This window comes from Flagellimonas halotolerans, assembly GCF_035818535.1.
Taxonomy (GTDB): domain Bacteria; phylum Bacteroidota; class Bacteroidia; order Flavobacteriales; family Flavobacteriaceae; genus Flagellimonas; species Flagellimonas halotolerans.
On sequence record NZ_JAYKYV010000001.1, the window covers coordinates 546,440 to 571,030 of the forward strand.

The window sequence follows — 24,591 nt, forward strand, 5'->3', positions numbered from 1 at the left end:
AAAGTATTTGGTTTCCCTTTTAAGACCTGAGTTTTAAACGGCCCATTCTGATTAAATTTTGACTTTTGAAAAGGAAACAGACACTTATTCTTAACAAGGTTGAAATCGTAGAGGATAGGGATGACGCTGTGTGGGCGATGGATTTAAACTATCGGCTGACCGCTTTTAATCCATCGTTTAAAACAAGACTCAAATGTGAGGGGTGGGACAAAGTCGACCGGGGTATGGATCTAAGAGCTGTATATCGGTCGGTAAGTTTTTTTAAACCATGCGAACAGGGATGCGAACGGGCCTTTGACCGGTTCGCAACCACTTCTAAACACACTTTTGAACAAAATGGGGAAGTAGTGGTGCATGAGTTTTCGTTTCAACCTTTTATGAACAGCTCGGGAAAGGTTATCGGTTGTTGTATTTGGCAAAAGGATATAACGCAGGAAGTGGACAATAATAATCGTTTGCTCGAAAGCGAAAGAAAGTATCGTGAAGCCCAAGAAGTTGCGAATGTTGGGCATTGGGGCTGGGATATGAAGGATGACAAAATTGTTTGGTCCAACCAATTGTTTCGAATCTTTGAACAAGACCCTTGGAAATTTAAGGCAACCTTTGATGCATTATCGGAAATTATCCATCCAGATGACCGCCAAGCGTTTATTGATGATGTTCAAACTAGTATTGAGGAAAACAAAATGCACGACATTACCCATAGAATTGTTTTGGGCAATGGAGAAATACGTTATGTGCACCAAAAGGGTAGGGCTTATTACGATGAGCACGGCAAACCAAAATACATGTCCGGTACTGCACAAGATGTGACCAAAGAGGTATTGTCCAATCATCAAATAGTACAGCAAAACCAAGAGCTTCAGAATTTTGTTAGAATCATATCGCACAATCTACGAGGGCCCATATCCAACCTTTTAATGTTGTCCAAAATTTATGAATGGGGTAAAGATGAAATAAACGACGACATTGTTAAAAAGATTGAACATACAACCGAGGCACTTGATCAGACCATTAAAGACCTCCACCTTTCCCTATCATTAAAGTCTGCTGACAAGAAAAAATTCAGAGAGGTGTGCCTCAAAGATGTGATGAAAGATGTGAACGGGTTGTTAACAGAGGAGGTCATGAAGCAAAAGGCGTCGATTCGAACCGATTTTTCGCAAACGGATACCGTGTTCGGGGCCAAAAGCTATGTGGTAAACATTTTTTACAACCTTATTCTTAATGCGATACATTACGCAAAGGATGGTGTTCCTGCCATAATAAATATATCTACCTATCAAACCAAGGAAACGGTAATATTAAAATTTACCGACAATGGTATTGGAATGGAGCTCACGCCCGAAAAGGAACGAAAAATATTTGATATGTATGGAAGGCTCAGTGGAGCAACCGAAGGTAAAGGCTTTGGACTTTACTTGGTAAAGACCCAAGTGGAAGCCATGGATGGGAAAATAGAGGTAGAAAGTGAGAAAGGGGCAGGGAGTACATTCACCATAACACTTCCCAACAAGATACAGTAACCTAAAAGGGCAAACGCTCCAAGTCCACATTGCCCCCAGAGATAATAATACCTACTTTTTTATTGGAGAGTACCCCCTTTCTTTTAAAAACAGCAGCCAAGGCTACGGCGCTGGAAGGTTCGCATACAATTTTGAGTCGCTCCCAAATCAATCGCATGGATGCAATAATTTCTTCTTCGGACACGCGGACAATTTCTTTCACATGCTTCTGGATAACGGGAAAGTTTCGGTCACCCAACTGCGTTTTTAAACCGTCGGCAATAGTGTCTGTGGTGGTATTGGTTTCTATTTTTCCGCTTTGTAGGGAACGATAGGCATCATCCACCTCAAAAGGTTCGCCTCCAATGGTTTTACAATGGTTTCCAAAATAATGCGCCGAAAGGGCTGAACCTGCAATCAAACCGCCACCGCCTACTGGGGCAATAACGTAATCAATGTTCGGATGTAGTTCCAGTAATTCTTTACAGGCAGTTCCCTGTCCTAAAATCACATGGTCATCATTGGAAGGGTGAATAAAAGTAGCCCCATGCTCGTTTACAATCCGTTCAGATTCATGTTCCCTAGCCGCCAAGGTGGGTTCGCATTCAATCAAAAACCCACCGTATCCCCTCACCGCTTCTTTTTTTACCTGGGGAGCCGATCTCGGCATCACAATATATGCCTTAACCCCTAAACTTTGTGCGGAAAGGGACAAGGCTTGGGCAAAATTGCCCGAAGAATGTGTGACTACACCGTTCTTCTTTTGTTCGTCCGTAAGTTGTATTATGGCATTGGCTGCCCCACGCATTTTAAATGCACCCATACGCTGAAAGTTTTCACACTTAAAAAACAAATGGGCACCCGCCATCTCGTCAATGAGGCGGGAAGTAAGAACGGGCGTATTGTGGATAAAAGGTTTTATCCGTTCGTGGCAGTCGATTAGTTCTTGTTTGTCCATAAAATTACCTTGTACCGATTTTTGTAGCAATTAAATCGTGGTAAAGATAACAATGGGATATTAATTGCGCGACTCCACTTCTTCCTCTTCTTCCTTGGCTTTTGCCGAAATACCCTCCATACCCAGTTCAGGTATCACCAACAATGGTATTTGGGTATGGAATGCCGTTCTTTTGATAATAGGCTCACGAGTCATTTTTTCCATATAGCTGTGCTGGTAATTGAGCATCGCCAACAGATGAATGCCTAATTCCTTGGAAAAGGTTTCCAAGGTATGGGAAACGGAATTGAGTTCCGAAACGGTATGCACATAGTGCTCTACATCGTTCAGATAGCGCCGCAGCATGTTAAGGTTGAACTGTTGTAGTTCCGTCAATGCCTTTATGCCATATTGTACATGCACAATCCGAATGGTGGCTTTGAACATCTTTGCCATTTCCAATAGTGGTGATAGTTCGGATGTAGTGTAAAATCTATTAAAATCCGTGGCAAAAGCAATCTCCGAAGGAGTAACATATTCAAAATGATGGGGAATGGCCAAAACAGGACATTTTTTAGTGCTTTTTATAATCCGTACCGTGTTACTTCCCATAAATACCTCATCCACTCCAGATGCCCCTTTTGTGCCGGTAACTACCATATGTATGCCAAAAGTTTCCACAATATCTTTTACCTCATCCACCAATAGGTTAAAAGAAGAAATGGTCTCGAAACTGTGGTTGGGGTTGCCATATCTGGTTTTTATCCGTTCCACTGTTTTGTTCAATTCCCGTTCAGAATTTTCCCGGACTGCATCCACAATCCGAACCCCATCAATCATTTTTGCCATAAATCGGCTACTGGGAATAACAGGGGTATAGGTGTTGAGCAAATAAAAAGTACAGCGCCTGTTGCGGAACAATTGCATGGCATAATCAATGGCGTTCCACGCGTTTTCCGAAAAATCCGTAGGTATTAATATCTTTTGCATCTGACTAAGATTTTCGATGCGATAAAATTAGACCTAAGGGCTAGGGGATACTATGACAATTGTCAGGTTTTGGAAAGTGAATTAAAAACCCTCGACCACTTCCAAAAGTTTACGTTCATCCTTAATTCCGATTTTTTTGCCAGAAGTATGAATCAAACCTTTCTTTTTGAATTCCGAAATGATTCTAATGGCGGATTCGGTTGCAGTGCCCACCACGTTGGAAATGTCCTCTCTGGACAAAGTAAGGGCCAAAAAACCATCGGTATCTTCGCCAAAATTGTTCTGGAGGTACAGAAATGCCTCGGCCATGCGTTGCTTTACGGTTTTTTGGGAAATATTGACGATTACATCGTCGGCCTCCTTTAAATCGTGGGCCATGTGCCGCAAAACCTCTAAAGTAAAATTAGGGTTCTTTTGGAGTGTATTTGTGATAGCGTCTTTTGGAATAAAACAAACCTCCATATCGTTTACAGCAACAGCGGAAAGATTGGTGATTTCTTGGGAAATCACCGAGCGTTGGCCCAGAACTTCGCCCTTACTGGCCAATTTCACGATCTGATCTTTTCCGTTGGCGCTCAACTTGGAAAGTTTGGATACTCCGTTCCTTACACAATAAACCCCGTTGAGTTTATCACCCTCCGCAAATAAAGATTCACCCTTTTTTATGATCTTGGTGGTTTTGGTATCGGAAACTTGTTTCAATTCCTCCTTGCTCATGGCACGGAGCGAGTTGAACTGTCGGATGATACAATTTTCACATCTACTTTCCATAATGTTTTGCTTACCTGATTTGGCAAACTTAAGGGTTAAACATTTACGAATTACTGATAAATATCATATTTTTAGGAAGAATAGTATTACAAATTTGCACCAGGTAAAGCAAATGTAAAATGGCAGACTCGACCTGTTATCATTGTGGAGACGAGTGCGGTAAAGGTTATGTTAAGCTTGATGATAAGGATTTTTGTTGCAATGGTTGTAAAACCGTTTACGAGATTTTTACGTCCAACGGCCTGTCCACCTATTACGAAATAGAGGGCAAGGCAGGAACCACACCTAACGAAATCCGTCAGAAATACGATTTTTTGGACAACCTAGAAATTGTACAGAAACTCGTGGAATTTAATGAAGAGGGTGTGCAAGTGGTCAGTTTGAGTATTCCTGCCATTCATTGCAGTTCCTGCATTTGGGTGTTGGAAAACCTGAACAAGCTACATTCGGCCATTAAAGTTTCCCAGGTCGATTTCCCAAAGAAAACCATCCGGGTTACCTATAAAACAGAGGACTTTTCCCTGAAAGCATTGGTACTTTTGTTGGGCAGCATCGGTTACGAACCCTATATCTCCCTTGAGGAATACAACAAAAAAGCAAAGAAAGTAGACCGTTCCCTAATCTATAAGTTGGGTGTTGCGGGTTTTGCCTTTGGAAATGTGATGCTGTTCTCCTTTCCCGAGTATTTTGAGGTGGAAGAATTTTGGTTGGACCAATACAAGCAGGTTTTTCGGTGGTTGATGTTTGCTTTTTCCCTGCCCGTGGTATTTTATGCCTCGCAGGATTACTTTATCTCGGCCTACAAGGGCATCCGTTCCAAATTATTGAATATTGATGTGCCCATCGCCTTGGGGATTTTAGTCCTCTTTTTACGAAGCACCGTCGATATAGCGTTTGATTTGGGCTCAGGCTTTTTTGATAGTCTTACTGGCTTGGTGTTCTTTTTGTTGTTGGGCAAGTTCTTTCAGCAGAAAACCTACGCTTATCTCTCGTTTGAACGCGATTACAAATCCTATTTTCCCATAGCCGTTACCCGTTTGAAGAAAAATGGGGAAGAAGAAAACATCCAAATTTATAATATCGAAGTAGGGGATAGGGTCCTTATCCGAAGCCACGAAATTATCCCAGTGGACTGTATTCTGATCAAAGGAACTGCCGAGATTGATTACAGTTTTGTAACGGGCGAATCTGAAGCGGTTTTTAAGGAATCGGGAGAAAAATTGTTTGCGGGCGGCAAACAACTTTCAGGGGTTTTGGAGGTTGAGGTGCTCAAATCCGTCTCCCAAAGTTATTTGACCCAGTTGTGGGGCAACTCCATATTTTCCAAGGACAAGGCAAGTCAATTCCAGACCCTTACGGATAGCATCGGAAAACGATTCACCATTGCCGTTTTGAGCATTGCCACCTTGGCGACCGCTTTTTGGTTGATTTTTGACCCAAGTTTGGCCCTGAATGTGTTCACTTCGGTATTGATCATCGCCTGTCCGTGCGCCATTGCGTTGGCGGCCCCATTTACCTTGGGAAATATGCTACGCATTTTCGGGAAACATAAATTCTATTTGAAGAATACCAATGTGATCGAACGCTTGTCCAAAATAGACACCGCTATTTTTGATAAAACCGGAACGCTCACCACAAATCAAAAGGATACCATCCATTATGAAGGAATGGAACTTACGGAGGAGGAAACCGCACTTTTGAAAACTACCTTGAGGGCATCCAACCACCCCTTGAGCCGATCTCTCTATGCTATTTTAAAATCCAATGCCATCATGACCCTTGGAGAATTCCAAGAACATACCGGAAAAGGTATCGAGGGCAAATATAAGGAGCACTCCATAAAAGTGGGTTCGGCATCCTATGTGGGTGAAAGCATATCCAATGCATTGACCAATACTTCGGTCTACGTAAGTGCCGATGAAGATTTTAAGGGACGGTTCGTGTTCAAGAACACCTATCGCGAAGGGATGGGCCAAATTTTTGATGAGCTGTCCGCCGATTTGGAACTGGGCATTCTTTCGGGGGATAATGATGGAGAAAAAGCGCAGTTGGAAAAAGTGCTTCCGGAAAAGACAAGAATGCTATTTGATCAAAAACCTGAGGACAAGTTGGAATACATCAAACAGTTGCAGGAAAAACATAAAGTTTTGATGGTGGGCGACGGTTTGAACGATGCGGGGGCCCTGGCCCAAAGTGATGTAGGATTGGCTGTTTCGGAAAACATCAATGTGTTTTCACCAGCTTGTGATGGCATTCTGGATGCGAGCAAGTTGCGAATGCTGCCAAAGTTCATACAACTGTCCAAAAAATCCATTCGCATTATAAAAATGAGCTTTTTGTTATCGCTCTGTTACAATGTCGTGGGATTGTATTTTGCCGTCACAGGTCAGTTACAGCCCGTTATCGCCGCTATTCTGATGCCGTTGAGCTCTATCAGTATTGTGGTGTTCACCACCTTGGCGACAAATTACCTCGGTAAAGATTTAAAAATTTTAGAAAGCTGATATATGTCATTTTTTGAGGAATACCATCACAGTAGTTTTACCCCTAAATTCAGGCAGGTATGAGTGTTATTTATGTGTTGTTGGCCATTAGCATAACGGTGGCCGTAATCTTTTTTGTAGCCTTTGTTTTCTCGGTAAAAAGCGGACAATACGATGACACCTATACCCCATCGGTAAGAATGTTGTTCGAGGATGAGGTGGTTAAGGACAAGGAAAAATCAAACCCAAATAAAAAGGAAATCAAACAAGCTAAAAGTACAAACCAATAAATATGGAAATACAACAGTTCCGTTACGATAACAAAATCGTACAAAAGTTTTTATACGCCACCATTTTATGGGGCGTAGTGGGTATGTCGGTAGGCCTTTTATTGGCCTTTATGTTTTTGTTCCCCAATGTTACAGAGGGTATCTCATGGTTGAGTTTTGGGCGTTTGCGTCCATTGCACACCAACGCCGTGATCTTTGCATTTGTGGGGAACGCCATTTTTGCAGGGGTGTATTACTCCTTGCAACGCTTGCTTAAGGCACGAATGTTCAGTGACGCCTTGAGCAATATCAACTTCTGGGGCTGGCAATTGATCATTGTCTCCGCAGCGATCACACTTCCATTGGGGTATACCACTACCAAGGAATATGCCGAGTTGGAATGGCCCATAGATATTGCCATTACAATAGTATGGGTGGTCTTTGGATGGAACATGATCGGTACCATCCTCAAAAGGCGACAAAGGCACTTGTACGTGGCCATCTGGTTTTACTTGGCCACGTTTGTTACCGTGGCCGTGCTGCACATTTTTAATAGCTTGGAGCTGCCGGTATCCGCACTGAAGAGTTATTCCGTATATGCTGGTGTGCAAGATGCATTGGTACAATGGTGGTACGGGCATAATGCGGTGGCATTCTTTTTGACCACGCCTTTCTTGGGGTTGATGTACTACTTTGTTCCCAAGGCGGCCAATAGGCCCATCTATTCCTATAGATTGTCCATCGTCCATTTTTGGTCGTTGATATTCATTTATATCTGGGCTGGTCCACACCACTTGTTGTATTCTTCCTTGCCAGATTGGGCACAGAATCTTGGTGTCGTATTCTCCATAATGTTGCTGGCTCCATCTTGGGGAGGTATGATCAACGGGTTGTTGACCCTCCGTGGTGGTTGGGATAAGGTTCGCACCGATGCTACATTAAAATTTATGGTGGTAGCTATTACGGGGTATGGTATGGCCACCTTCGAAGGCCCCATGCTTTCCCTAAAAAACGTAAACGCTATTGCTCACTTTAGTGACTGGATCATTGCCCACGTTCACGTAGGTGCCTTGGCCTGGAACGGATTCTTGACCTTTGGTATGATCTACTGGTTGGTGCCACGAATGTTCAAAACAAATTTGTACTCCAAAGGATTGGCCAATTTCCACTTCTGGATTGGCACCTTGGGTATTGTATTGTATGCCCTTCCCATGTACGTAGCTGGATTTACCCAAGCCTTGATGTGGAAAGAATTTAACCCAGATGGTACCTTGGTTTATGGTAACTTCTTGGAAACTGTCACCCAAATCATCCCCATGTATTGGATGAGGGCCATCGGAGGTTCGTTGTACATCCTCGGTATGTTCGTGTTGCTTTACAATATCGTGATGACCATTAGGTCTGGTAGCAAAGTTGAAGATGAAGCAGCAGAAGCTCCGGCCTTGGAACGCGTTGCAAAACGAAGAGTGGCTGGCGAAACCTTCCACAATTGGTTGGAAAGGAAACCGGTTCAGTTGACCATCTTGGCCACCATCGCTATTTTGATTGGAGGTATTGTTCAGATTGTCCCAACGATTTTGGTAAAATCCAACATTCCGACCATTACAAGTGTTAAACCGTATACTCCGCTGGAATTGGAAGGTAGGGACCTTTACATTCGAGAAGGTTGTGTGGGTTGTCACTCACAAATGGTCAGACCGTTCCGTAGTGAGGTGGAACGCTATGGCGAATATGCCAAGGCAGGAGAATTTGTGTATGACCACCCATTCCTGTGGGGCAGTAAGCGTACAGGTCCCGACTTGTTACGTGTGGGAGGCAAATATTCCGATAGTTGGCACCTGAACCACATGTACGATCCCCAAAGTACCTCGGCAGGTTCCATAATGCCATCGTATGAGTGGTTGGTGACGGACGAACACGACCGTAGCGATGTTCAAGCTAAAATGGAGGCTATGGTAAAATTGGGTGTACCATATACTGATGATGACATTGTCAACGCTCCGCAATCCATGGCAGAGCAAGCGGCCCAAATAGAGAAGAGCCTGTACACAGACCCGGAATTTGAAAAAACCTACGAAGCGGATAAAAAATACGCAGAGGAAAACGGATTGGAGTTTGTGGAAATGCGCGATCGCGAAATCGTTGCCTTGATTGCTTATCTGCAACGATTGGGTACCGATATTAAGCTTGAGGGAACAGAAGAATAAAATAAAAATAATGAACCAAGATTCAGGAGCCAAGACATAGGCAATTTAAGATTTCAAAGTCTTGCATCTTGATTCTTGCATCTAAAATCTAATATAACCATGTTGAAATTTGTAAAAGAACATATGGAAACCATCGATGGGATAGCCAACTACCCCATGGTTTCCCTGCTCATCTTCTTTGTCTTTTTCGTTCTCTTGTTCTGGTGGGTATTTACCGCTACCAAGGAACACATAAGGGAGATGTCCGAACTGCCATTGGATAACGATGATCAACAACACAAACTATAACATTATGAGTACTAAAACACCTTGGTGGATACGAGTCCCGGTTTTATTCTTTTTGATCTTCGGATTGATGGAATTTTTTATAGACTCCGGTGACAAACCCGCAATACTTGAATATCCCATCACGCAGTTTTTTATGCTGTTGGTATTGATGATCCTTATTGCCATTGAATTGATTTTGAATTCTATAGAGAACATTATGTTCCAAACCCTTTCCGAAGAAGGCAAGGAACGTTACTTGGAGACCAAAAGCAAGAAATTTGAATGGACTTGGGCCAAAAACCTCATGAAAAAATTGACCAAGAGCCGAGCCATTGAAAAGGAAGGTGAAATTGTCTTAGATCACAATTATGATGGTATCCGGGAGCTGGACAATGTGCTCCCGCCTTGGTGGGTGTACCTTTTCTACGCGACCATTGTTTTTGCAATTGTTTATTTAGTGCGCTTTCACGTTATTGGAGATTATACACAAGAACAGGAATACGAACAAGAGGTGGCCGCTGCCCAAGCAGCTATTGAGGAGTATAAAAGAACTGCCAAAGACTTGGTGGATGCCAGTACTGTGGAATTCCTTTCGGATGAATCCGACTTGGCCGCAGGAGAGAAAATATTCCAGACCAATTGTGTTGCTTGCCATATGGCCGATGGAGGAGGAGGAATTGGACCAAACCTGACCGATGAGTATTGGATTTTGGGCGGAGGTATCAAAAATGTGTTTTCCACAATTTCCGAAGGTGGTCGCGATGGCAAAGGGATGATTGCATGGAAACAAACCTTAAAACCGGTCGAAATGGCCCAGGTGGCCAGTTACATAATTACTTTGGGTGGAACCACACCGGCCAACCCAAAGGAACCTGAAGGGGATATTTGGGTAGACCCAGATGCTCCTGATGAAAATTAAGCAAATCAAACCTGATACGAAAAGCTGTGTCCCGAGAATTTGGGCCGGGTTCAGGTTCCGGATAAGTAGCATCAAAACATTTATCCACAAACGACAAATGTGATGGAAGAGAATTTTAGGGATTCCATAGGCACAATTACAGAAGAAGGGAAAAGAAATTGGATTTTCCCCAAGAAACCCAGTGGACGGTATTATGATTACCGAAAGTACGTAAGTTACATTCTGCTGATTTTCTTGATTGCAGCTCCTTTTGTCAAGATCAATGGGCACCAATTTTTGCTGTTCAATGTGTTGGACAGACGGTTCAATATTTTTGGACTTCCGTTTTGGCCCCAGGATTTTCACCTGATTGTGGTGTCTTTGATCATAGGAGTTGTTTTTATAGCACTCTTTACAGTCGCTTATGGCCGTATTTTCTGTGGGTGGATGTGCCCACAGACCATTTTTTTGGAAATGGTATTCCGTCGTATCGAATATTGGATAGATGGTGATCGAGGTGCACAGATGCGTTTGGCCAAAGCACCATGGACCGGCAAAAAAATCAGGAAAAGAGTGTTGAAGTGGATCATTTTCTTCATCATCTCCTTTTTTATTGCCAATGTGTTCTTGGCATACTTGATCGGAAGTGATCAGCTTCTATCATATATTACCGATGGCCCTATGGCCCATTTGGGCACCATGGTTCCGTTGCTGATTTTCACAGGGGTGTTTTATTTCATCTTCGCGTGGTTTAGGGAACAAGTCTGCATCATTGCCTGTCCTTATGGTAGATTACAGGGAGTGCTTTTGGACAATAAATCCATAGTTGTGGCCTATGATCATGAACGTGGTGAAGGTGAAAACGGACGTAAAAAGTTCAGGAAGAATGAAGATCGGGAAGCGCTGGGACATGGGGATTGTATTGATTGCTTCCAATGCGTGAACGTTTGCCCGACAGGGATAGATATCCGTAACGGGACCCAATTGGAATGTGTAAACTGTACCGCTTGTATTGATGAGTGCGATCACATTATGGAAAGTATCAATAAACCCAAAGGTTTGATCAGGTACGCCAGCGAGGATGAGATCACCAACAAGAACAAGTTTAAGTTTACCGCTCGTTTGAAGGGCTATACGGCAGTACTTGTTGTGCTAACGGGTGTCCTTATTGGAATGTTGTTTATGAGAAACGAGGTCGAGGCCAATGTGCTGCGCTTACCGGGCCAGTTGTACGAGCGAAAGGCAAATAATATCATCAGTAATGTGTACACCTATAAAATAGTGAACAAAACCACAAATGATATCGAAAACGTTTCTTTTGAACTGATGTCGCACAAGGGCGAAATCAAAATGGTATCCCAAGAAAGTTTTACGGTTCCGGCAGAAGAGTTGACAGAAGGTACCTTGTTCATCGAAATAAATGCATCGGCATTGAACGGCGACAAGGATAAATTGAAGATCGGGGTGTACAGTGGCGATAAGCTCATAGAAACCACGGTGACCCAGTTTTTGGCACCGAGGAGCTATAATTAAATAAGACAACAATGAAAATTAATTGGGGAACGGGAATAGTATTGGCATTTATAGGTTTTATCACCTTCATCCTATACTTTGTCTTCAGGATGAGCACGGATGATAGTGCCAACCACGATTTGGTGACAGAGGAATATTATAAAAAAGAATTGTCCTATCAGCAGGAGATAGATGCATCAAAAAAGGCCACGGAAATGAATGCCAACCTAAAGGTTGAAAAAACAGATGAAGGCTTGTTGGTTTATTTTCCAGAGCGTTTCGACCCCAAAAAAATAAGTGGAACAGTGTCCCTATACAGACCGTCTAACAAGCACTTGGACACAAACTTTCCTTTAAGTTTGTCCAATACACATTTGCTCATACCTGACAATCGCTTGGTAGACGGTCGCTGGGACATTTCCATAAACTGGGAATACGAAGGTAATTCCTTTTTACATAAAGAAAAATTGGTGTACTGATCATGTTGATCTCTGCATTGGTTCTGGGACTTTTGGGAAGCCTGCACTGCTTGGGCATGTGCGGGCCAATAGCCTTTATGCTGCCTCTGGACCAAAACAATGGTATAAAAAAGACAGCACAACTGTCCATCTACCACTTTGGAAGGCTGTTTGCCTATGGTGTTATTGGCGTGTTGTTTGGACTTTTGGGCAAGGGATTGTCTCTATTTGGCATTCAGCAAAAGCTATCCATTGGAATAGGGGTGCTTATGATTATTCTGGTGTTGATCCCTGGAAGATATCTGAACGGTCATAAATTGTTGTCGCCCATTTACTCGATCATTGGCAAGGTAAAGTCCAGACTCGGTGCTGAACTTAAAAAAAAGACACCCGATACCTTTTTGACCATTGGCTTTTTGAACGGCTTTTTGCCCTGTGGTCTGGTGTATATGGCCCTTTTGGGGGCCATTGCCATGGGCAGTCCTTTGGAGGGCGGTTTTTACATGATGATTTTTGGTCTGGGAACCGTGCCACTGATGTCCTTGGTGGTCTATTCCAAAGGAATGTTCAGTACATCCATTAAATCCAAAATACAGAAATTGATACCGGTATTTGTGGTCATCATTGGTATATTGTTTATTGTACGTGGGCTGGGATTGGGAATACCCTATGTTTCCCCTAAAGCTGCACCTGCAGATTCGGTATCGGCGACCATTGAATGCCATCAACCCTAAAATTATAATCCAAAATGAAAATAACATCAGCGGAAGAAGCGGTAGGAATTGTAAAATCAGGCGACCGGGTCTTTTTCCAAGGAGCGGCCATGACCCCAAACGAGTTGATCGACGCACTCTGTGAGCGTCACGATGAATTGAAGGATATAGAGATTATTTCCATCCATACCGAAGGGGATGCAAAGTATACCAGAAAGCCCTATTGTGATGCCTTTACCTTGAATGCCTGTTTTGTGGGGGGCAACGTTCGGACATTTGTAAATACGTATATGGGCGACTATATTCCGGTTTTTTTGAGTGAAATACCATGGTTGTTCGCCGACGAATATCTTCCGTTGGATGTGGCCTTTGTACAAGTGTCGCCACCGGACAAGCATGGCTATTGTTCCTTGGGAGTATCGGTGGATGTAGCATTGCCGGCCATTAGAACGGCCAAAAAAATCGTGGCGCAGATAAATCCACAGGTACCCAGAACCCACGGTACAGGTATCGTTCACGTGGATGAGATTGCATTTGCCACGGAGGTCAATAGGCCCATTCACGCACACCTTCCCACCGAACCGTCGGAAGTAGAGCACGAAATTGGTAGGCACGTAGCATCACTTATTGATGATGGCGCAACCCTACAAATGGGAATTGGGAACATCCCCAATGCGGTTCTGTCCAACTTAGCAAACCATAAAAACCTTGGGATCCATACCGAGATGTTCTCTGACGGGGTATTGCCCTTATTGGAAAGCAGGGTCATCAACGGAAAGGAAAAGGCGGTGAAACGAGGTAAAATTGTTAGTTGTTTTGCTGTGGGCTCTCAAAAACTATATGATTTTATAGACGACAACCCTATATGTGATTTTAGGGACTCGGGGTATACCAACGACACGGCCAGAATCCGTAGAAATCCGAAAGCAACGGCCATTAACAGTGCCATAGAAATTGACCTTACCGGCCAAGTTTGTGCGGATACCATTGGAGGATATCAGTTTTCTGGAGTAGGCGGACAAATGGATTTTATGCGGGGGGCATCGCTTTCCAAAGGAGGTAAACCCATCATAGCCATGTCTGCCACCACCAAAAAAGGGGTTTCCAAAATAACACCCTTTTTAAAGCAAGGAGCCGGAGTCACCACCACACGGGCCCACATGCACTATGTGGCCACGGAATATGGTGTGGTGAATCTTTTTGGGAAAAATCTGCAACAACGGGCCAAAGCTTTAATTTCCATTGCACACCCTGATCATAGGGAGGAGTTGGAAAAAGCAGCCTATGAAAGATTTCATGGTTAGGGTCAATCATAGTTAATCACAAAAAAAAGGGGCAATTTTAAAATCGCCCCTTTTTTTGAATTGTATGAAACCAATCAAAAAATACAATCCATTAAATTTTAAAGGTTATTACAGGAGCTTCGGAATGGTTGACAATATCCTCGCCAATACTTCCCATAAAGAAGTGGGATAGACCCTTTCTGCCGTGTGTTGGAATACCGATCAGGTCAGCGGATATTTTGTCGCTGTAATTGATAATACCTTTTTCGACGGTATAGTCGTTGAATATCTCCACTCCAACGTTTATTTTGGCCTCGTCCAGGAATTTGGAGATTTTTTCAGAGGCATCATCGGTGCTTAAAAACTCGTCTCCCGGAGTGTTTATATAAACAAGGTGCAACTTGGCCTTTAAAAGGCCGGCCATTTTCTTGGCTTTTTTTAGGGCAGGAACACTCTCTTCCTCAAAATCACAGGCAAAAACAAAATGCTTTGGGTTAAAGCCATTGACCTCATTTCCTTTGATGACCAAAACAGGGACATCGGAAGTTCTTACTACTCTTTCGGTGTTGGAACCAATAAAAATTTCCTGAAGGCCATCTGCACCATTGGATCCCATAACAATAAGATCGGCTTTGTGTTTTTCCGCCACTTCGGCCACTTCACTGAAGACTTTGTAGTGCTTTATAATGGGAATTACCTTTAGTTCTTTTAAATAAGGTTTGTCCAAAAAGTCGGCAAACCTTTGCTCTCCTAATTTTATAAGATGTACCACTTGTTCTTGGGAAATATATCCAGATTCCCCCATAATGGCGGGAGAAAGTTCCAGCATGTGCAAAACATATAGTTCTGCCTTGTGTTCCTTTGCTAAGGAAGCCGCAATTTTAAGGGCTTTTTCGGATTGATTTGAAAAATCAACCGGTACGATTATACTGTTCATTTTGTTGCTTTTTTAAGGTTAAACGGTCATGGAAAATATTCGGGTATTTGGTTTTTGTCGGTGCAGTTTAAGATCAAATGCCATACTAATGTTTCTTACAAAAGGCCTCCCTTTGTCGGTTACCTTGATTTTAGTGTCATTTATTTCTACAAGTCCATCGGCTTCCAATTCGGATAGGTTGCCCAAGATATTTCCAAAATCCACCACTTCTTTTTCCTCGGTGTTCCAAGTAGTTTCGAATTGGCACATTATATTAAGAATATGCTTTCTCAAGATTTCATCTTCCGTATTTAGGATGTGTCCTCTAAAAATAGGGATAACTCCGTGCGAAACCAAATTCTGATATTCTTCCACGTTCTTTACATTTTGGGCAAATCCATACCAGCTATCGCTAATGCTCGATGCTCCCAAACCGATCATAAGTTTGGTTTTTGATGCGGTATAACCCATAAAGTTTCGGTGCAGGGTTCCATTTCCCAGTGCTTTGTACAAACTATCGGTGGGAAGAGCAAAATGATCCATGCCAACATCTTTGTAACCGAACCCCGTGAGCATCTTTTTACCCATTTCGTACTGTGTTTTTTTCTCCACGGACGATGGTAGGTCTTCATCTTTATAGCCACGTTGTCCGTTGCCTTTTATCCAAGGCACGTGAGCGTAACTATAAAAAGCGATTCTATCGGGTTTTATGGCATTGGTTTTTATCATGGTATTCTCTACATCGGCACAATCTTGAAATGGCAATCCATAGATGATGTCGTGTCCAACCGAGGTGTATCCAATTTCCCTGGCCCATTCGGTAACATTTTTCACGTTCTCAAAAGGCTGTATTCGGTTGATGGCGCGCTGAACGGTGAGGTTATAATCCTGTACGCCAAAAGAAACCCTTCTAAACCCTACATCGTAAAGCGCTTGTAAATGTTCTTTTGTGGTGTTGTTGGGATGGCCCTCAAAACTAAACTCAACTTCGTCCGCCTTGTTTCCAAGACGCACAATGCCCTCGATGAGCATTTTTAAATTTTCCGGAGAAAAAAAGGTAGGGGTGCCACCACCCAAATGGAGTTCCTTTATCAGGGGCTTGGAACCCAACAAGTCGCAATACAGTTCCCATTCCTTTAAAACTGCCTTTATGTAGGGTAGTTCAACCTCATGTCTTTTGGTAATACGTTTGTGGCATCCGCAAAAAGTGCACAGATTTTCACAAAATGGGAGGTGTATGTATAAACTTATTCCTTCCTGTTGGCTTTCTCGATATGCTTTTAGTACACTGGAATTCCATTTTTTTCCAGAAAAACTGTCCAGATCCCAATAGGGTACGGTTGGGTAACTGGTATATCGGGGTCCGGGAACATTGTATTTTTGAACTAATCCACACATCGTTGTATATATCATTACATTATAGTTCAAAATTACCTTAGTCAAGTTGCATAGAACATGATAATTGTCAGGATTGGTGTATGGAATCGCGAAAAATGAGTTTTTAGGCCTGATGAGTATCATATTTTTCGTTATCCCAGCATAGTACCTTTAAAGGATTGTTGACTTACAATTAACTTAAGTTCAATGGGAGAACATATCGGAAAAAGTACGTTTAGTGAAGAGGAACGGAAAGCGTTTGTCCAACATCTTATCGATGACGTCCAATCCTTGGAGCAAATGATTGCAGAAGGTATGATCGAAAATGATATTGTTAGGATTGGAGCCGAACAGGAAATGTGCCTTGTAAATGGTGATTTTAGGCCATCCCCCAAATCCATGGAAATCATCAAAGAGGTTAACGACGACCACTTTACCACCGAATTTGCAACATATAATATTGAGGCCAATCTCGATCCGTATACGTTGGAGAAGGATTGTTTTGCCAAAATGGAACAGCAGCTACGAAAATTGATGGACAAGGTGAAAGAAACTGCAAATGAACATGGTGTAATGATTATTTTGACCGGTATTCTCCCAACCATAAGCAAGGAAGAGCTTGGTATGGATTTTATGACACCGATACCTCGGTATTACCGAATAAATGAAGTTTTAAAGGCTTGGAGAGGGAATGATTTTTCGCTCAGGATCAAAGGGGCAGATGAACTTTCACTGCATCACGACTCGGTACTTTTTGAAGCCTGTACTACCAGTTTTCAACTCCATTTGCAGATACCCCCCGATGACTTTATCAAAAGTTACAATTGGGCACAGGCCATTTCGGGCCCTGTTTTGGGAGTTTGCTGCAATTCTCCTTTGCTTTTGGGAAAAGAACTTTGGAGAGAGACCAGAATAGCCCTGTTCCAACAAAGTTTGGATACCAGGGTTTGGACAAAGGCAGTTAAGGAACAAGTGGCAAGGGTAGGCTTTGGAGAGCACTGGCAAAGGGATTCTGTGGCCGAGATTTTTAAACAAGACATTTCCTCGCACCGAATTTTACTCACAAAACCCATAACAAAAGGTTCGTTACATGTGTTGCGGGACGGAAAAACCCCAAAATTGGAAGCACTGAGCCTGTTCAATAGTACAGTGTACCGATGGAACCGCCCATGCTACGGAGTGGGCAATGGAAAGCCGCATTTGCGAATTGAAAACCGGTACATCCCCTCTGGCCCAACAGTAATCGATGAAATGGCCAATTTTGCATTTTGGGTAGGGCTTATGGCGGGAAGGCCGGAAACGTATGACGATATGCCCAACGTTATGGACTTTAGGGTGGCGAAGCTCAACTTTTTTAGAGCCGCCATGAGTGGAAGGCACACGGTGTTTTCATGGTTGGACAAGACTATGACGGCAAAAGAAATTGTCAAAAAAGTATTGTTGCCCATAGCTTACAACGGATTGCGGAAATTCGATATTGATGAAAAGGATATTAATAGGCTTTTGGGCGTAATTGAAGCAAGAACGAAAAGTGGCACAGGGGCCGAGTGGCAAATCAAAAATTTTAGGGAACTTAAAAAACAGATGAAGCTGGACAGCGCCATTGTACAATTGACCAAATCCATGTACAATAACCAAGAGACCCAAACTCCCGTCCATCAATGGAGACCAATAAGTGGAATGGCCAAAACAAAGGAATCGTTTCAATGGGTAAGGCAGGTCATGTCCACAAAGCTCATGAAGCTATACGAAGATGATTATGCCAATTTGGCCATAGCCATTATGCAATGGAACAACATACACCATATTCCTGTAGAAAATGGAAAAGGGGAATTGGTGGGGCTGCTCACCTGGAGCCATATCGAAAAGTTCGAAAAACTGGACAAGAAAGAAGCTAAGGTGTCGGATATTATGGTCAAAGATGTAATTACCGTAGAGCCCAGAACTGAAATAGAAACCGCAAGAAAAATGATGCACGATCACCAAATAGGATGTTTGCCGATTTGTGTGGACACCCATATCGTGGGAATCATAAGTAAAGTAGATTTGTAGCTATGACTTTAGTTCACAATATAGCATGGGATGAAACAATAAGGGTTGATAGAATCATAGATCATATCAAAGGTATAAAGAGTGGCCCGACCGTAGTTTTTTTTGGAGGTATTCATGGGAACGAAACAGCAGGTGTTTTTGCCTTAAAAGCTGTTTTTAATGAAATCAGAACAAAAAAAATTGGCATAAGCGGCGAAGTTTATGCCATTTCTGGAAACTTGGGCGCTCTGGAAAGTAAGCAGCGTTTTCAAGATGAGGACCTGAACAGGATTTGGTTTCCAGAACGGATAGAACGTATAGTAGGGAATAAAGAAACCCATCATAACGAGGATAACGAACTGAACCAGCTTTATCGGTTGATACAGGACATCCTAAAAAACAGTAATCCTCCCTTTTATTTTTTGGATCTTCATACAACATCAAGCCATACCCCTCCTTTTATGGTACTCAACGATAGTTTGCTCAACCGTACGTATGCATCCAACTATCCATTGCCCATTATCCTGGGGATTGAGGAGTATCTTAAAGGGGCTTTATTGAGCTATATCAATGAATTGGGCTATGTTTCTCTTGGTTTTGAAAGTGGACAACATAATGATGGCGTAGCCATACAAAACAGCATTGAGTTTATTCGCTATTCCTTGGCATTGACCCAGTCCGTTGATTTTTCGGAACAGCAGAAGGAACGATTAAGGAATAAAATAGCGGCATGGGGAACGGTATCGCATAAGTTTTACGAAATATACCATCAGTATGATATTGGTTCGCAAACTGCCTTTAAAATGTTTCCGGGCTTTGTCAATTTTCAAATAGTGCCAAAGGGCGAGAGTTTGGCACTTGTTGATGCCGTTGTGTTAAAAACGACCAAAAAACGACAGATTTTTATGCCCCTATACCAAAAACAAGGGAATGAGGGCTTTTATTTTATTAGACCCATACCTAAATTTTGGTTGTGGTTGTCCAAAAAAATAAGAAGGTTCAAAGTAGACCATATTTTAGTGAAATTGCCCGGTGTGGAATGGGAAACGGATAAGAAAGACACCCTGATGGTTGACCAAAGGGTGGCCCGTTTTTTCACCAAATCCTTTTTTCACTTGTTGGGTTACAGGGCAAGAAAATTGGATAAAAACCATTTAGTGGCCAAAAATAGGGAGAGCGCATCAAAATCTGGGGAATATAAGGGTGCGGCTTGGTTCAAAAAATAAAAAAGGCCCAAGAAATTGACTTGAACCTATCTTCGGGTTTCAGTTTTGCATTACAAAGTTTATAGGTATGCTATACTTTACGCTTACTTTTTTTCCGCGTTGTTCCCCCGGTTTTACTTTGGGCAAAGATGCAATAATGCGTTCGGCTTCTTTTTCCAATAGCTTATCCGGGCCTCTTTTTTGTATGCCGGTTACCCTGCCGTTTGAATCGATTACAAACTGTACGTGGACCCTGCCCGTTATACCCATTTCCAAAGCCGATGGCGGATAATTGAAATTAGCTTTGATATGCTCCTGGACTTTTTGGTTAAAGCAATTTTTACGTTCTGTTTGAGTTTGTAGATGTTCGCATCCAGGGAATACTGGAACATATTCAATTACTGCAAAGGGCACTACAACTTCTTCCTCAACTTCCTCAACCTCAACATCCTCTATTTTTACCACAACATCCTCGATATAGGTTTCTTGACTACTTTCGGTACTTTCAATCACGGTTTCTTTCACATCTTCCACATCCTCCACAATTTCAATTACATCAGGTGCAGATGGTGGGGGAGGGGGTGGTGCGGTCCTGATTATTTCGGTAATGGGTACATCTTCCTTAAGTTCGTCGGTTACCTGCACAACTTCCGAGACTTTGGATTCCTCTTCATAGAACTTTACTTCAAAGGATTGCCATGTCATGAACAACACAGAAGTAAGTCCTATCATGAAATATAGACTGCTGTTGCGTCCAATTTCTGCGTTTGGGTTCTTTTTTGGTTTCATGACTGCTACTATTTAACTATGTTAAAGGTAGCGTTCTCCAAAATCAGAAAATATGACAATGGTCAGGTTTGGATACGGGTTGAAACTGCTTTGTTTTCCGAATGACTGATATTTGTATTAGGTAGGTATTATGGGCTAAATCATTTTTTGGCAGCATGGTGCTTGTCATTGATCCCCCCCCCCCTTTTTTTCAATAAAAGCTAGTTTTTTAAACAATTTTCTTTTTTTGGTTTTCCCAGATAAGGGCAGCCGCCCCACAAATAGCGGCGGTTTTTCCCTCCATGCTGGAGTGTAGGAGTTTCACCTTTCCTTTGTACACATCCAAAAGGAAACCGTTAAAGTATTTTTCCAAAGGGGTCATCATCCATTTGCCACTATTGGTGAGGCCGCCCATTAAAATAAATGCCTCGGGTTGTGTAAATGCCGTAAAGTTGGCCAACGCCTGTGCCATAATTCGAGCCGTATAGTCAAAAGCTTTAAGGGCAATTTCGTCCCCTTCTTCCGCGGCTTGGGTAATGTCCTCCCCGTGGAGGTCGTTATAGGCGATACTCCTAAACCTACTATCCACCAAATATTTGCTCTGCATATACATAACGGTTCGCTTTAATCCGGTTGCGGATACATAAGCCTCCAGCCCGCCTTTTACGCCTAGTCCGGTCAACCTGCCATCTCCCATGGTCATGTCCACATGGCCCAATTCGCCTGCGAATCCATCATATCCATCAATAAGTTGGCCATTGGCCACTATTCCGGCGCCAAAACCTGTGCCAAGTGTAATTACAATAAAATCGGTCATGTTTTTTGCACCTCCAAATAGCATTTCGCCCAATGCGGCGGCACTGGCGTCGTTCATTATGCGAATGGGCATGTCCATTCTTTGTTTTAGGAGTTTAACCAAGGGAACGCTGCCTTTCCACACTAAGTTACTGGCATTCTCTATAGTTCCGTTTTTACTGGAAGCATTAGGGGCGCCGATACCGCAGCCTATTACATTGGCACGCTCTCCAAACTGCGCCAAAAGCTCATCGGAAGTAGCTTTTATTTTATCAAGGTAAGCATCCAAGTTTGGGAATTCCTTGGTTCTAAAAAAGGTTTTTTCGTGGCATTCACCAGTTTCATCTACCAATCCGATTTTGGTTTTGGTTCCACCAATATCTATTCCGATTACTAAATCCATATTTAAAGTCACATTATTTTACGGCTTTTAAATATAACTATTATGAAGGCAATAAAATAACCTCCTTGACTTTTATGACCGCTGATTTTTTGCTAATATCAGGGAAAATTTGAAAACCCTGACTTCTGTCATGTTTTAAATCATGCCACGGTTCTACTTTTGAGTTCAAGAATTGAAATCATTAAATAAAATAGGTATGAGCAGTTTAAATAAAATATTAATTCCGTTTGATTTTTCCGAGGCATCTGTAAACGCCTTGGAGTATGTGGTCAATTTTGTAGGTACAGAGAGAGCTATAAATATCTTGGGCCTTTATGTAGGTGTTATGCCCATGAGTGAATCCGATAGTGAAAAATTAAAGAGGGATTTTTTAAAAGTGTTGGACTCTTTCAATGTAAAATTGAAAGTGAATCCTGAATTCACTACCGATACGGGCGAAGTGATCGGCACTATTCTTTCTGCCCAAGAAAAGAGTAACGCAGATTTGATCATGATGGGCACTATGGGCGATAAAATTACGGATGAGGCCATTACAAACACATCGAAATTGGTGTTGGAGGCCAATTGCCCTGTAATATCAATCCCTTATGGAACCGCCATTAAAGAGCCCAAAAACATTGCCTTGGTAATGGGTGGCGAAAAAATAGATGACAAGAACGTCTTGGGAACACTATTGGACATTGCCAGGGATTTTGATGCCCGTGTCCATGTGCTTACCATTTATAAGGATTCCGTTTTTGATGAAGAAGCCATTAAAGACTCCAATGAAAATCTGTTGGAATACTATTTGGAACACTTTTATGCCGATCATACCTTCACTAAAAATGAAGATGTGGAACAAGGTATTTTGGATTACATCAACGAAAAAAACATTGATCTGTTAGCCATATTGCCCCGTAACCATGCCGAAAAAAGCTCACCTTCGGAAGGAAGATTGACAAAATTGTTGACCCTGCACTCCGAGATACCGGTATTGGCCCTGGATTAAACCCTTACCTTTGAAGATGCTGTCGCTGCCGATAGGTTTGCATTACAGTTTGTCCGAACATCTTTAAGATTCAATAAAAGTGAACGATAACAATAGATTTGATATAGAAAGTTTGGGGGCCCCTCAGTATTCATCTCCCCTTGAGCTCAGTACCGTTAAGGGAGACCGCATATTCAACTTTGTAAGTGAATCGGATAGATTGGTTTTTGACCCATCGGTACAATATTACAACCAATGTTTAAATGACGGGGAGTCACCTATTTGTATGGAAAAAGCAGGTCCAAGACAAAACATCTTTTTTGATGCCAAAACCACTACTGCTGCAATAGTTACCTGTGGTGGTCTTTGCCCGGGGATCAACAATGTGATCCGTGGATTGGTAATGGCCTTGCACTATTTTTATGGGATTAAAAAAATTATTGGGATCCCCTATGGCTATGAAGGCCTAAACCCTGAAAAAGGACACGGGTTTGTGGAATTGACACCGGACAAGGTAAAGGATATCCATCAATTTGGGGGCACCTTTTTAGGGTCGTCCAGAGGCGGACAAGACGTGTCTGTAATGGTGGATACCCTTGAGAAAAACCATGTGGATATGCTATTTGCCATCGGAGGGGATGGAACTTTGAAAGGTGTAAATGCCATTGGTGGGGAAATTGCCAAAAGAAATGGCAAAATCAGTGTAGTGGGAATTCCAAAGACCATAGACAACGATATTGACCTAATTGATGAATCCTTTGGCTTTCAGACCGCTTTTGACGTAGCGAGTCCCATTTTGCGCGATGCCCATAATGAAGCTACAGGGGCTTACAATGGAATCTCCATTATCAAATTAATGGGCAGGGATAGTGGTTTTATTGCTGCTTCGGCCGCTTTGGCCATGCCCGTAGTTAATTTTGTACTGGTTCCGGAAATGGATTTTTCCCTTGAGGGTGAAGAAGGTTTCTTAAAGGTTTTGGAAAAGCGCCTACAAGAAAAAAAACATGCCGTTATTGTGGTGGCCGAAGGCGCGGGACAACAACTTTTTAAAGACAGAAAGATGGTGAAGGATGCATCGGGCAATGTACAGCACGAGGATATCGGTGTTTTCCTAAAGGAAAAAATCACAGCATATTTTAAAGGAAAAAGTCCAGTGACCATTAAGTACATCGATCCTAGCTATATTGTGCGGTGTGCCCCTGCCAACTCCAGCGATAGTGTTTATTGCAGTGGACTGGCCTATCATGCCGTTCATGGAGCCATGGCAGGAAAAACCAAGTTTGTCGCCAGTAGGATAAACAACCGTTATGTGTACTTGCCTGTTGCCGAAGTCACAAAAAAGAGAAAAAAAATTGATTTGGAAGGCGAGTTCTGGTTCTCTGTACTGCAAAGCACAGGTCAACCATTTTTCTTGGGATAAGAATTGGTTTTTAACTGACAATTGTCATTAAATTTTATCGATAGTAGTCATAGATTTGAGTATAATCAAAACAGTAATCATGGAAGTACATGTTCAATATCAAAAGATGAAGACCAGTGAGTCGTTGACCCAACTATTAATGAAAAAACTGGAAAGTTTGGAGCAAAAATACAGTTGGTTGATCAAGGCCAATGTATTGTTTAAAACGGAAAACGATAAAACTGGAGAAGGCAAGATCTGTGAAATTGAACTGAGTGCTCCTGGCCCGAGAATATTTGCCAAATCGGATACCGACGATTTTGAGAAATCCATGTCCCAAACCGTTGAGGATTTAAGAAGGCAACTTGAAAAAAGGCAAGCTACCTTCGATACCCGTTAATAGAAATCAAGATCTTTGTTGCATCCAGATCTTTTAA

General features: G+C 42.4%; 22 protein-coding genes. 15 read left to right on the top strand and 7 right to left on the bottom strand.

Features of this window, described 5'->3' with window-relative positions:
- The first annotated feature begins 65 nt into the window (after nt 1-65).
- On the top strand, nt 66-1,526 hold the full coding sequence (locus VM932_RS02510; protein ID WP_326276996.1) for a sensor histidine kinase: 1,461 nt from the start codon (nt 66-68) through the stop codon (nt 1,524-1,526).
- Between the two features lies 1 nt (nt 1,527).
- Here VM932_RS02510 and VM932_RS02515 read toward each other — a convergent pair whose 3' ends face one another.
- The 3 genes from VM932_RS02515 to VM932_RS02525 form a co-directional block, all read right to left on the bottom strand.
- Nucleotides 1,528-2,463 carry a threonine ammonia-lyase gene (locus VM932_RS02515; protein WP_326276997.1) on the bottom strand — a complete coding sequence of 312 codons (936 nt, stop codon included), beginning with the start codon at nt 2,461-2,463 and terminating at the stop codon, nt 1,528-1,530.
- A gap of 60 nt (nt 2,464-2,523) precedes the next feature.
- Nucleotides 2,524-3,432, bottom strand: coding sequence for a universal stress protein (locus VM932_RS02520; protein ID WP_326276998.1), 909 nt, complete (start codon nt 3,430-3,432; stop codon nt 2,524-2,526).
- An 81-nt stretch (nt 3,433-3,513) separates the two neighbouring features.
- Nucleotides 3,514-4,203: a Crp/Fnr family transcriptional regulator gene (locus tag VM932_RS02525; protein ID WP_326276999.1), complete on the bottom strand. Its 690-nt coding sequence runs from the start codon at nt 4,201-4,203 to the stop codon at nt 3,514-3,516.
- 119 nt (nt 4,204-4,322) lie between these two features.
- On the opposite strand from VM932_RS02525, the gene VM932_RS02530 reads away from it, so the two are divergent.
- The 9 genes from VM932_RS02530 to VM932_RS02570 all read left to right on the top strand — a co-directional run bounded on the left by VM932_RS02530 (nt 4,323) and on the right by VM932_RS02570 (nt 14,314).
- Nucleotides 4,323-6,707, top strand: coding sequence for a heavy metal translocating P-type ATPase (locus VM932_RS02530; protein WP_326277000.1), 2,385 nt, complete (start codon nt 4,323-4,325; stop codon nt 6,705-6,707).
- Between the two features lie 59 nt (nt 6,708-6,766).
- Nucleotides 6,767-6,976: a cbb3-type cytochrome oxidase assembly protein CcoS gene (gene ccoS / locus VM932_RS02535; protein ID WP_326277001.1), complete on the top strand. Its 210-nt coding sequence runs from the start codon at nt 6,767-6,769 to the stop codon at nt 6,974-6,976.
- 2 nt (nt 6,977-6,978) lie between these two features.
- The gene (gene ccoN / locus VM932_RS02540; protein ID WP_326277002.1) at nt 6,979-9,162 is read left to right on the top strand and encodes a cytochrome-c oxidase, cbb3-type subunit I; all 2,184 of its coding nucleotides are present in this window, start codon (nt 6,979-6,981) and stop codon (nt 9,160-9,162) included.
- A 99-nt stretch (nt 9,163-9,261) separates the two neighbouring features.
- On the top strand, nt 9,262-9,450 hold the full coding sequence (locus tag VM932_RS02545) for a hypothetical protein (RefSeq protein ID WP_014033099.1): 189 nt from the start codon (nt 9,262-9,264) through the stop codon (nt 9,448-9,450).
- Nucleotides 9,451-9,454: 4 nt separating this feature from the next.
- Nucleotides 9,455-10,348: a cbb3-type cytochrome c oxidase N-terminal domain-containing protein gene (locus tag VM932_RS02550; RefSeq protein WP_326277003.1), complete on the top strand. Its 894-nt coding sequence runs from the start codon at nt 9,455-9,457 to the stop codon at nt 10,346-10,348.
- A 102-nt stretch (nt 10,349-10,450) separates the two neighbouring features.
- Nucleotides 10,451-11,860 (top strand): cytochrome c oxidase accessory protein CcoG, encoded by a 1,410-nt coding sequence (gene ccoG / locus VM932_RS02555; RefSeq protein ID WP_326277004.1) that lies wholly within the window; start codon nt 10,451-10,453, stop codon nt 11,858-11,860.
- 11 nt (nt 11,861-11,871) lie between these two features.
- Entirely contained in the window at nt 11,872-12,318 is a 447-nt protein-coding gene (locus tag VM932_RS02560) for a FixH family protein (RefSeq protein ID WP_326277005.1), read from the top strand.
- A gap of 2 nt (nt 12,319-12,320) precedes the next feature.
- Nucleotides 12,321-13,031, top strand: a complete 711-nt coding sequence (locus VM932_RS02565; protein ID WP_326277006.1) for a sulfite exporter TauE/SafE family protein — start codon at nt 12,321-12,323, stop codon at nt 13,029-13,031.
- Nucleotides 13,032-13,045: 14 nt separating this feature from the next.
- Nucleotides 13,046-14,314 carry an acetyl-CoA hydrolase/transferase family protein gene (locus VM932_RS02570; RefSeq protein ID WP_326277007.1) on the top strand — a complete coding sequence of 423 codons (1,269 nt, stop codon included), beginning with the start codon at nt 13,046-13,048 and terminating at the stop codon, nt 14,312-14,314.
- Between the two features lie 91 nt (nt 14,315-14,405).
- Here VM932_RS02570 and VM932_RS02575 read toward each other — a convergent pair whose 3' ends face one another.
- Nucleotides 14,406-15,230: a universal stress protein gene (locus VM932_RS02575; RefSeq protein WP_326277008.1), complete on the bottom strand. Its 825-nt coding sequence runs from the start codon at nt 15,228-15,230 to the stop codon at nt 14,406-14,408.
- Between the two features lie 18 nt (nt 15,231-15,248).
- Entirely contained in the window at nt 15,249-16,607 is a 1,359-nt protein-coding gene (gene hemN / locus VM932_RS02580; protein WP_326277009.1) for an oxygen-independent coproporphyrinogen III oxidase, read from the bottom strand.
- 186 nt (nt 16,608-16,793) lie between these two features.
- On the opposite strand from hemN, the gene VM932_RS02585 reads away from it, so the two are divergent.
- Complete coding sequence (locus VM932_RS02585; RefSeq protein ID WP_326277010.1) at nt 16,794-18,638, top strand: glutamate-cysteine ligase family protein; 1,845 nt, start codon at nt 16,794-16,796, stop codon at nt 18,636-18,638.
- 2 nt (nt 18,639-18,640) lie between these two features.
- The gene (locus VM932_RS02590) at nt 18,641-19,843 is read left to right on the top strand and encodes a succinylglutamate desuccinylase/aspartoacylase family protein (protein WP_326277011.1); all 1,203 of its coding nucleotides are present in this window, start codon (nt 18,641-18,643) and stop codon (nt 19,841-19,843) included.
- Between the two features lie 39 nt (nt 19,844-19,882).
- On the opposite strand, the gene VM932_RS02595 is transcribed toward VM932_RS02590, so the two are convergent.
- Together VM932_RS02595 and VM932_RS02600 are read right to left on the bottom strand one after the other, a co-directional pair.
- Nucleotides 19,883-20,611: an energy transducer TonB gene (locus VM932_RS02595; protein ID WP_326277012.1), complete on the bottom strand. Its 729-nt coding sequence runs from the start codon at nt 20,609-20,611 to the stop codon at nt 19,883-19,885.
- Between the two features lie 208 nt (nt 20,612-20,819).
- On the bottom strand, nt 20,820-21,788 hold the full coding sequence (locus tag VM932_RS02600) for an ROK family protein (RefSeq protein ID WP_326277013.1): 969 nt from the start codon (nt 21,786-21,788) through the stop codon (nt 20,820-20,822).
- A gap of 196 nt (nt 21,789-21,984) precedes the next feature.
- On the opposite strand from VM932_RS02600, the gene VM932_RS02605 reads away from it, so the two are divergent.
- From VM932_RS02605 to VM932_RS02615, 3 genes are all read left to right on the top strand, one after another.
- Complete coding sequence (locus tag VM932_RS02605) at nt 21,985-22,776, top strand: universal stress protein (protein ID WP_326277014.1); 792 nt, start codon at nt 21,985-21,987, stop codon at nt 22,774-22,776.
- A gap of 79 nt (nt 22,777-22,855) precedes the next feature.
- Nucleotides 22,856-24,175 carry an ATP-dependent 6-phosphofructokinase gene (locus tag VM932_RS02610; RefSeq protein ID WP_326277015.1) on the top strand — a complete coding sequence of 440 codons (1,320 nt, stop codon included), beginning with the start codon at nt 22,856-22,858 and terminating at the stop codon, nt 24,173-24,175.
- A gap of 79 nt (nt 24,176-24,254) precedes the next feature.
- Nucleotides 24,255-24,554 (top strand): HPF/RaiA family ribosome-associated protein, encoded by a 300-nt coding sequence (locus VM932_RS02615; RefSeq protein WP_293167158.1) that lies wholly within the window; start codon nt 24,255-24,257, stop codon nt 24,552-24,554.
- Nucleotides 24,555-24,591: the final 37 nt, after the last annotated feature.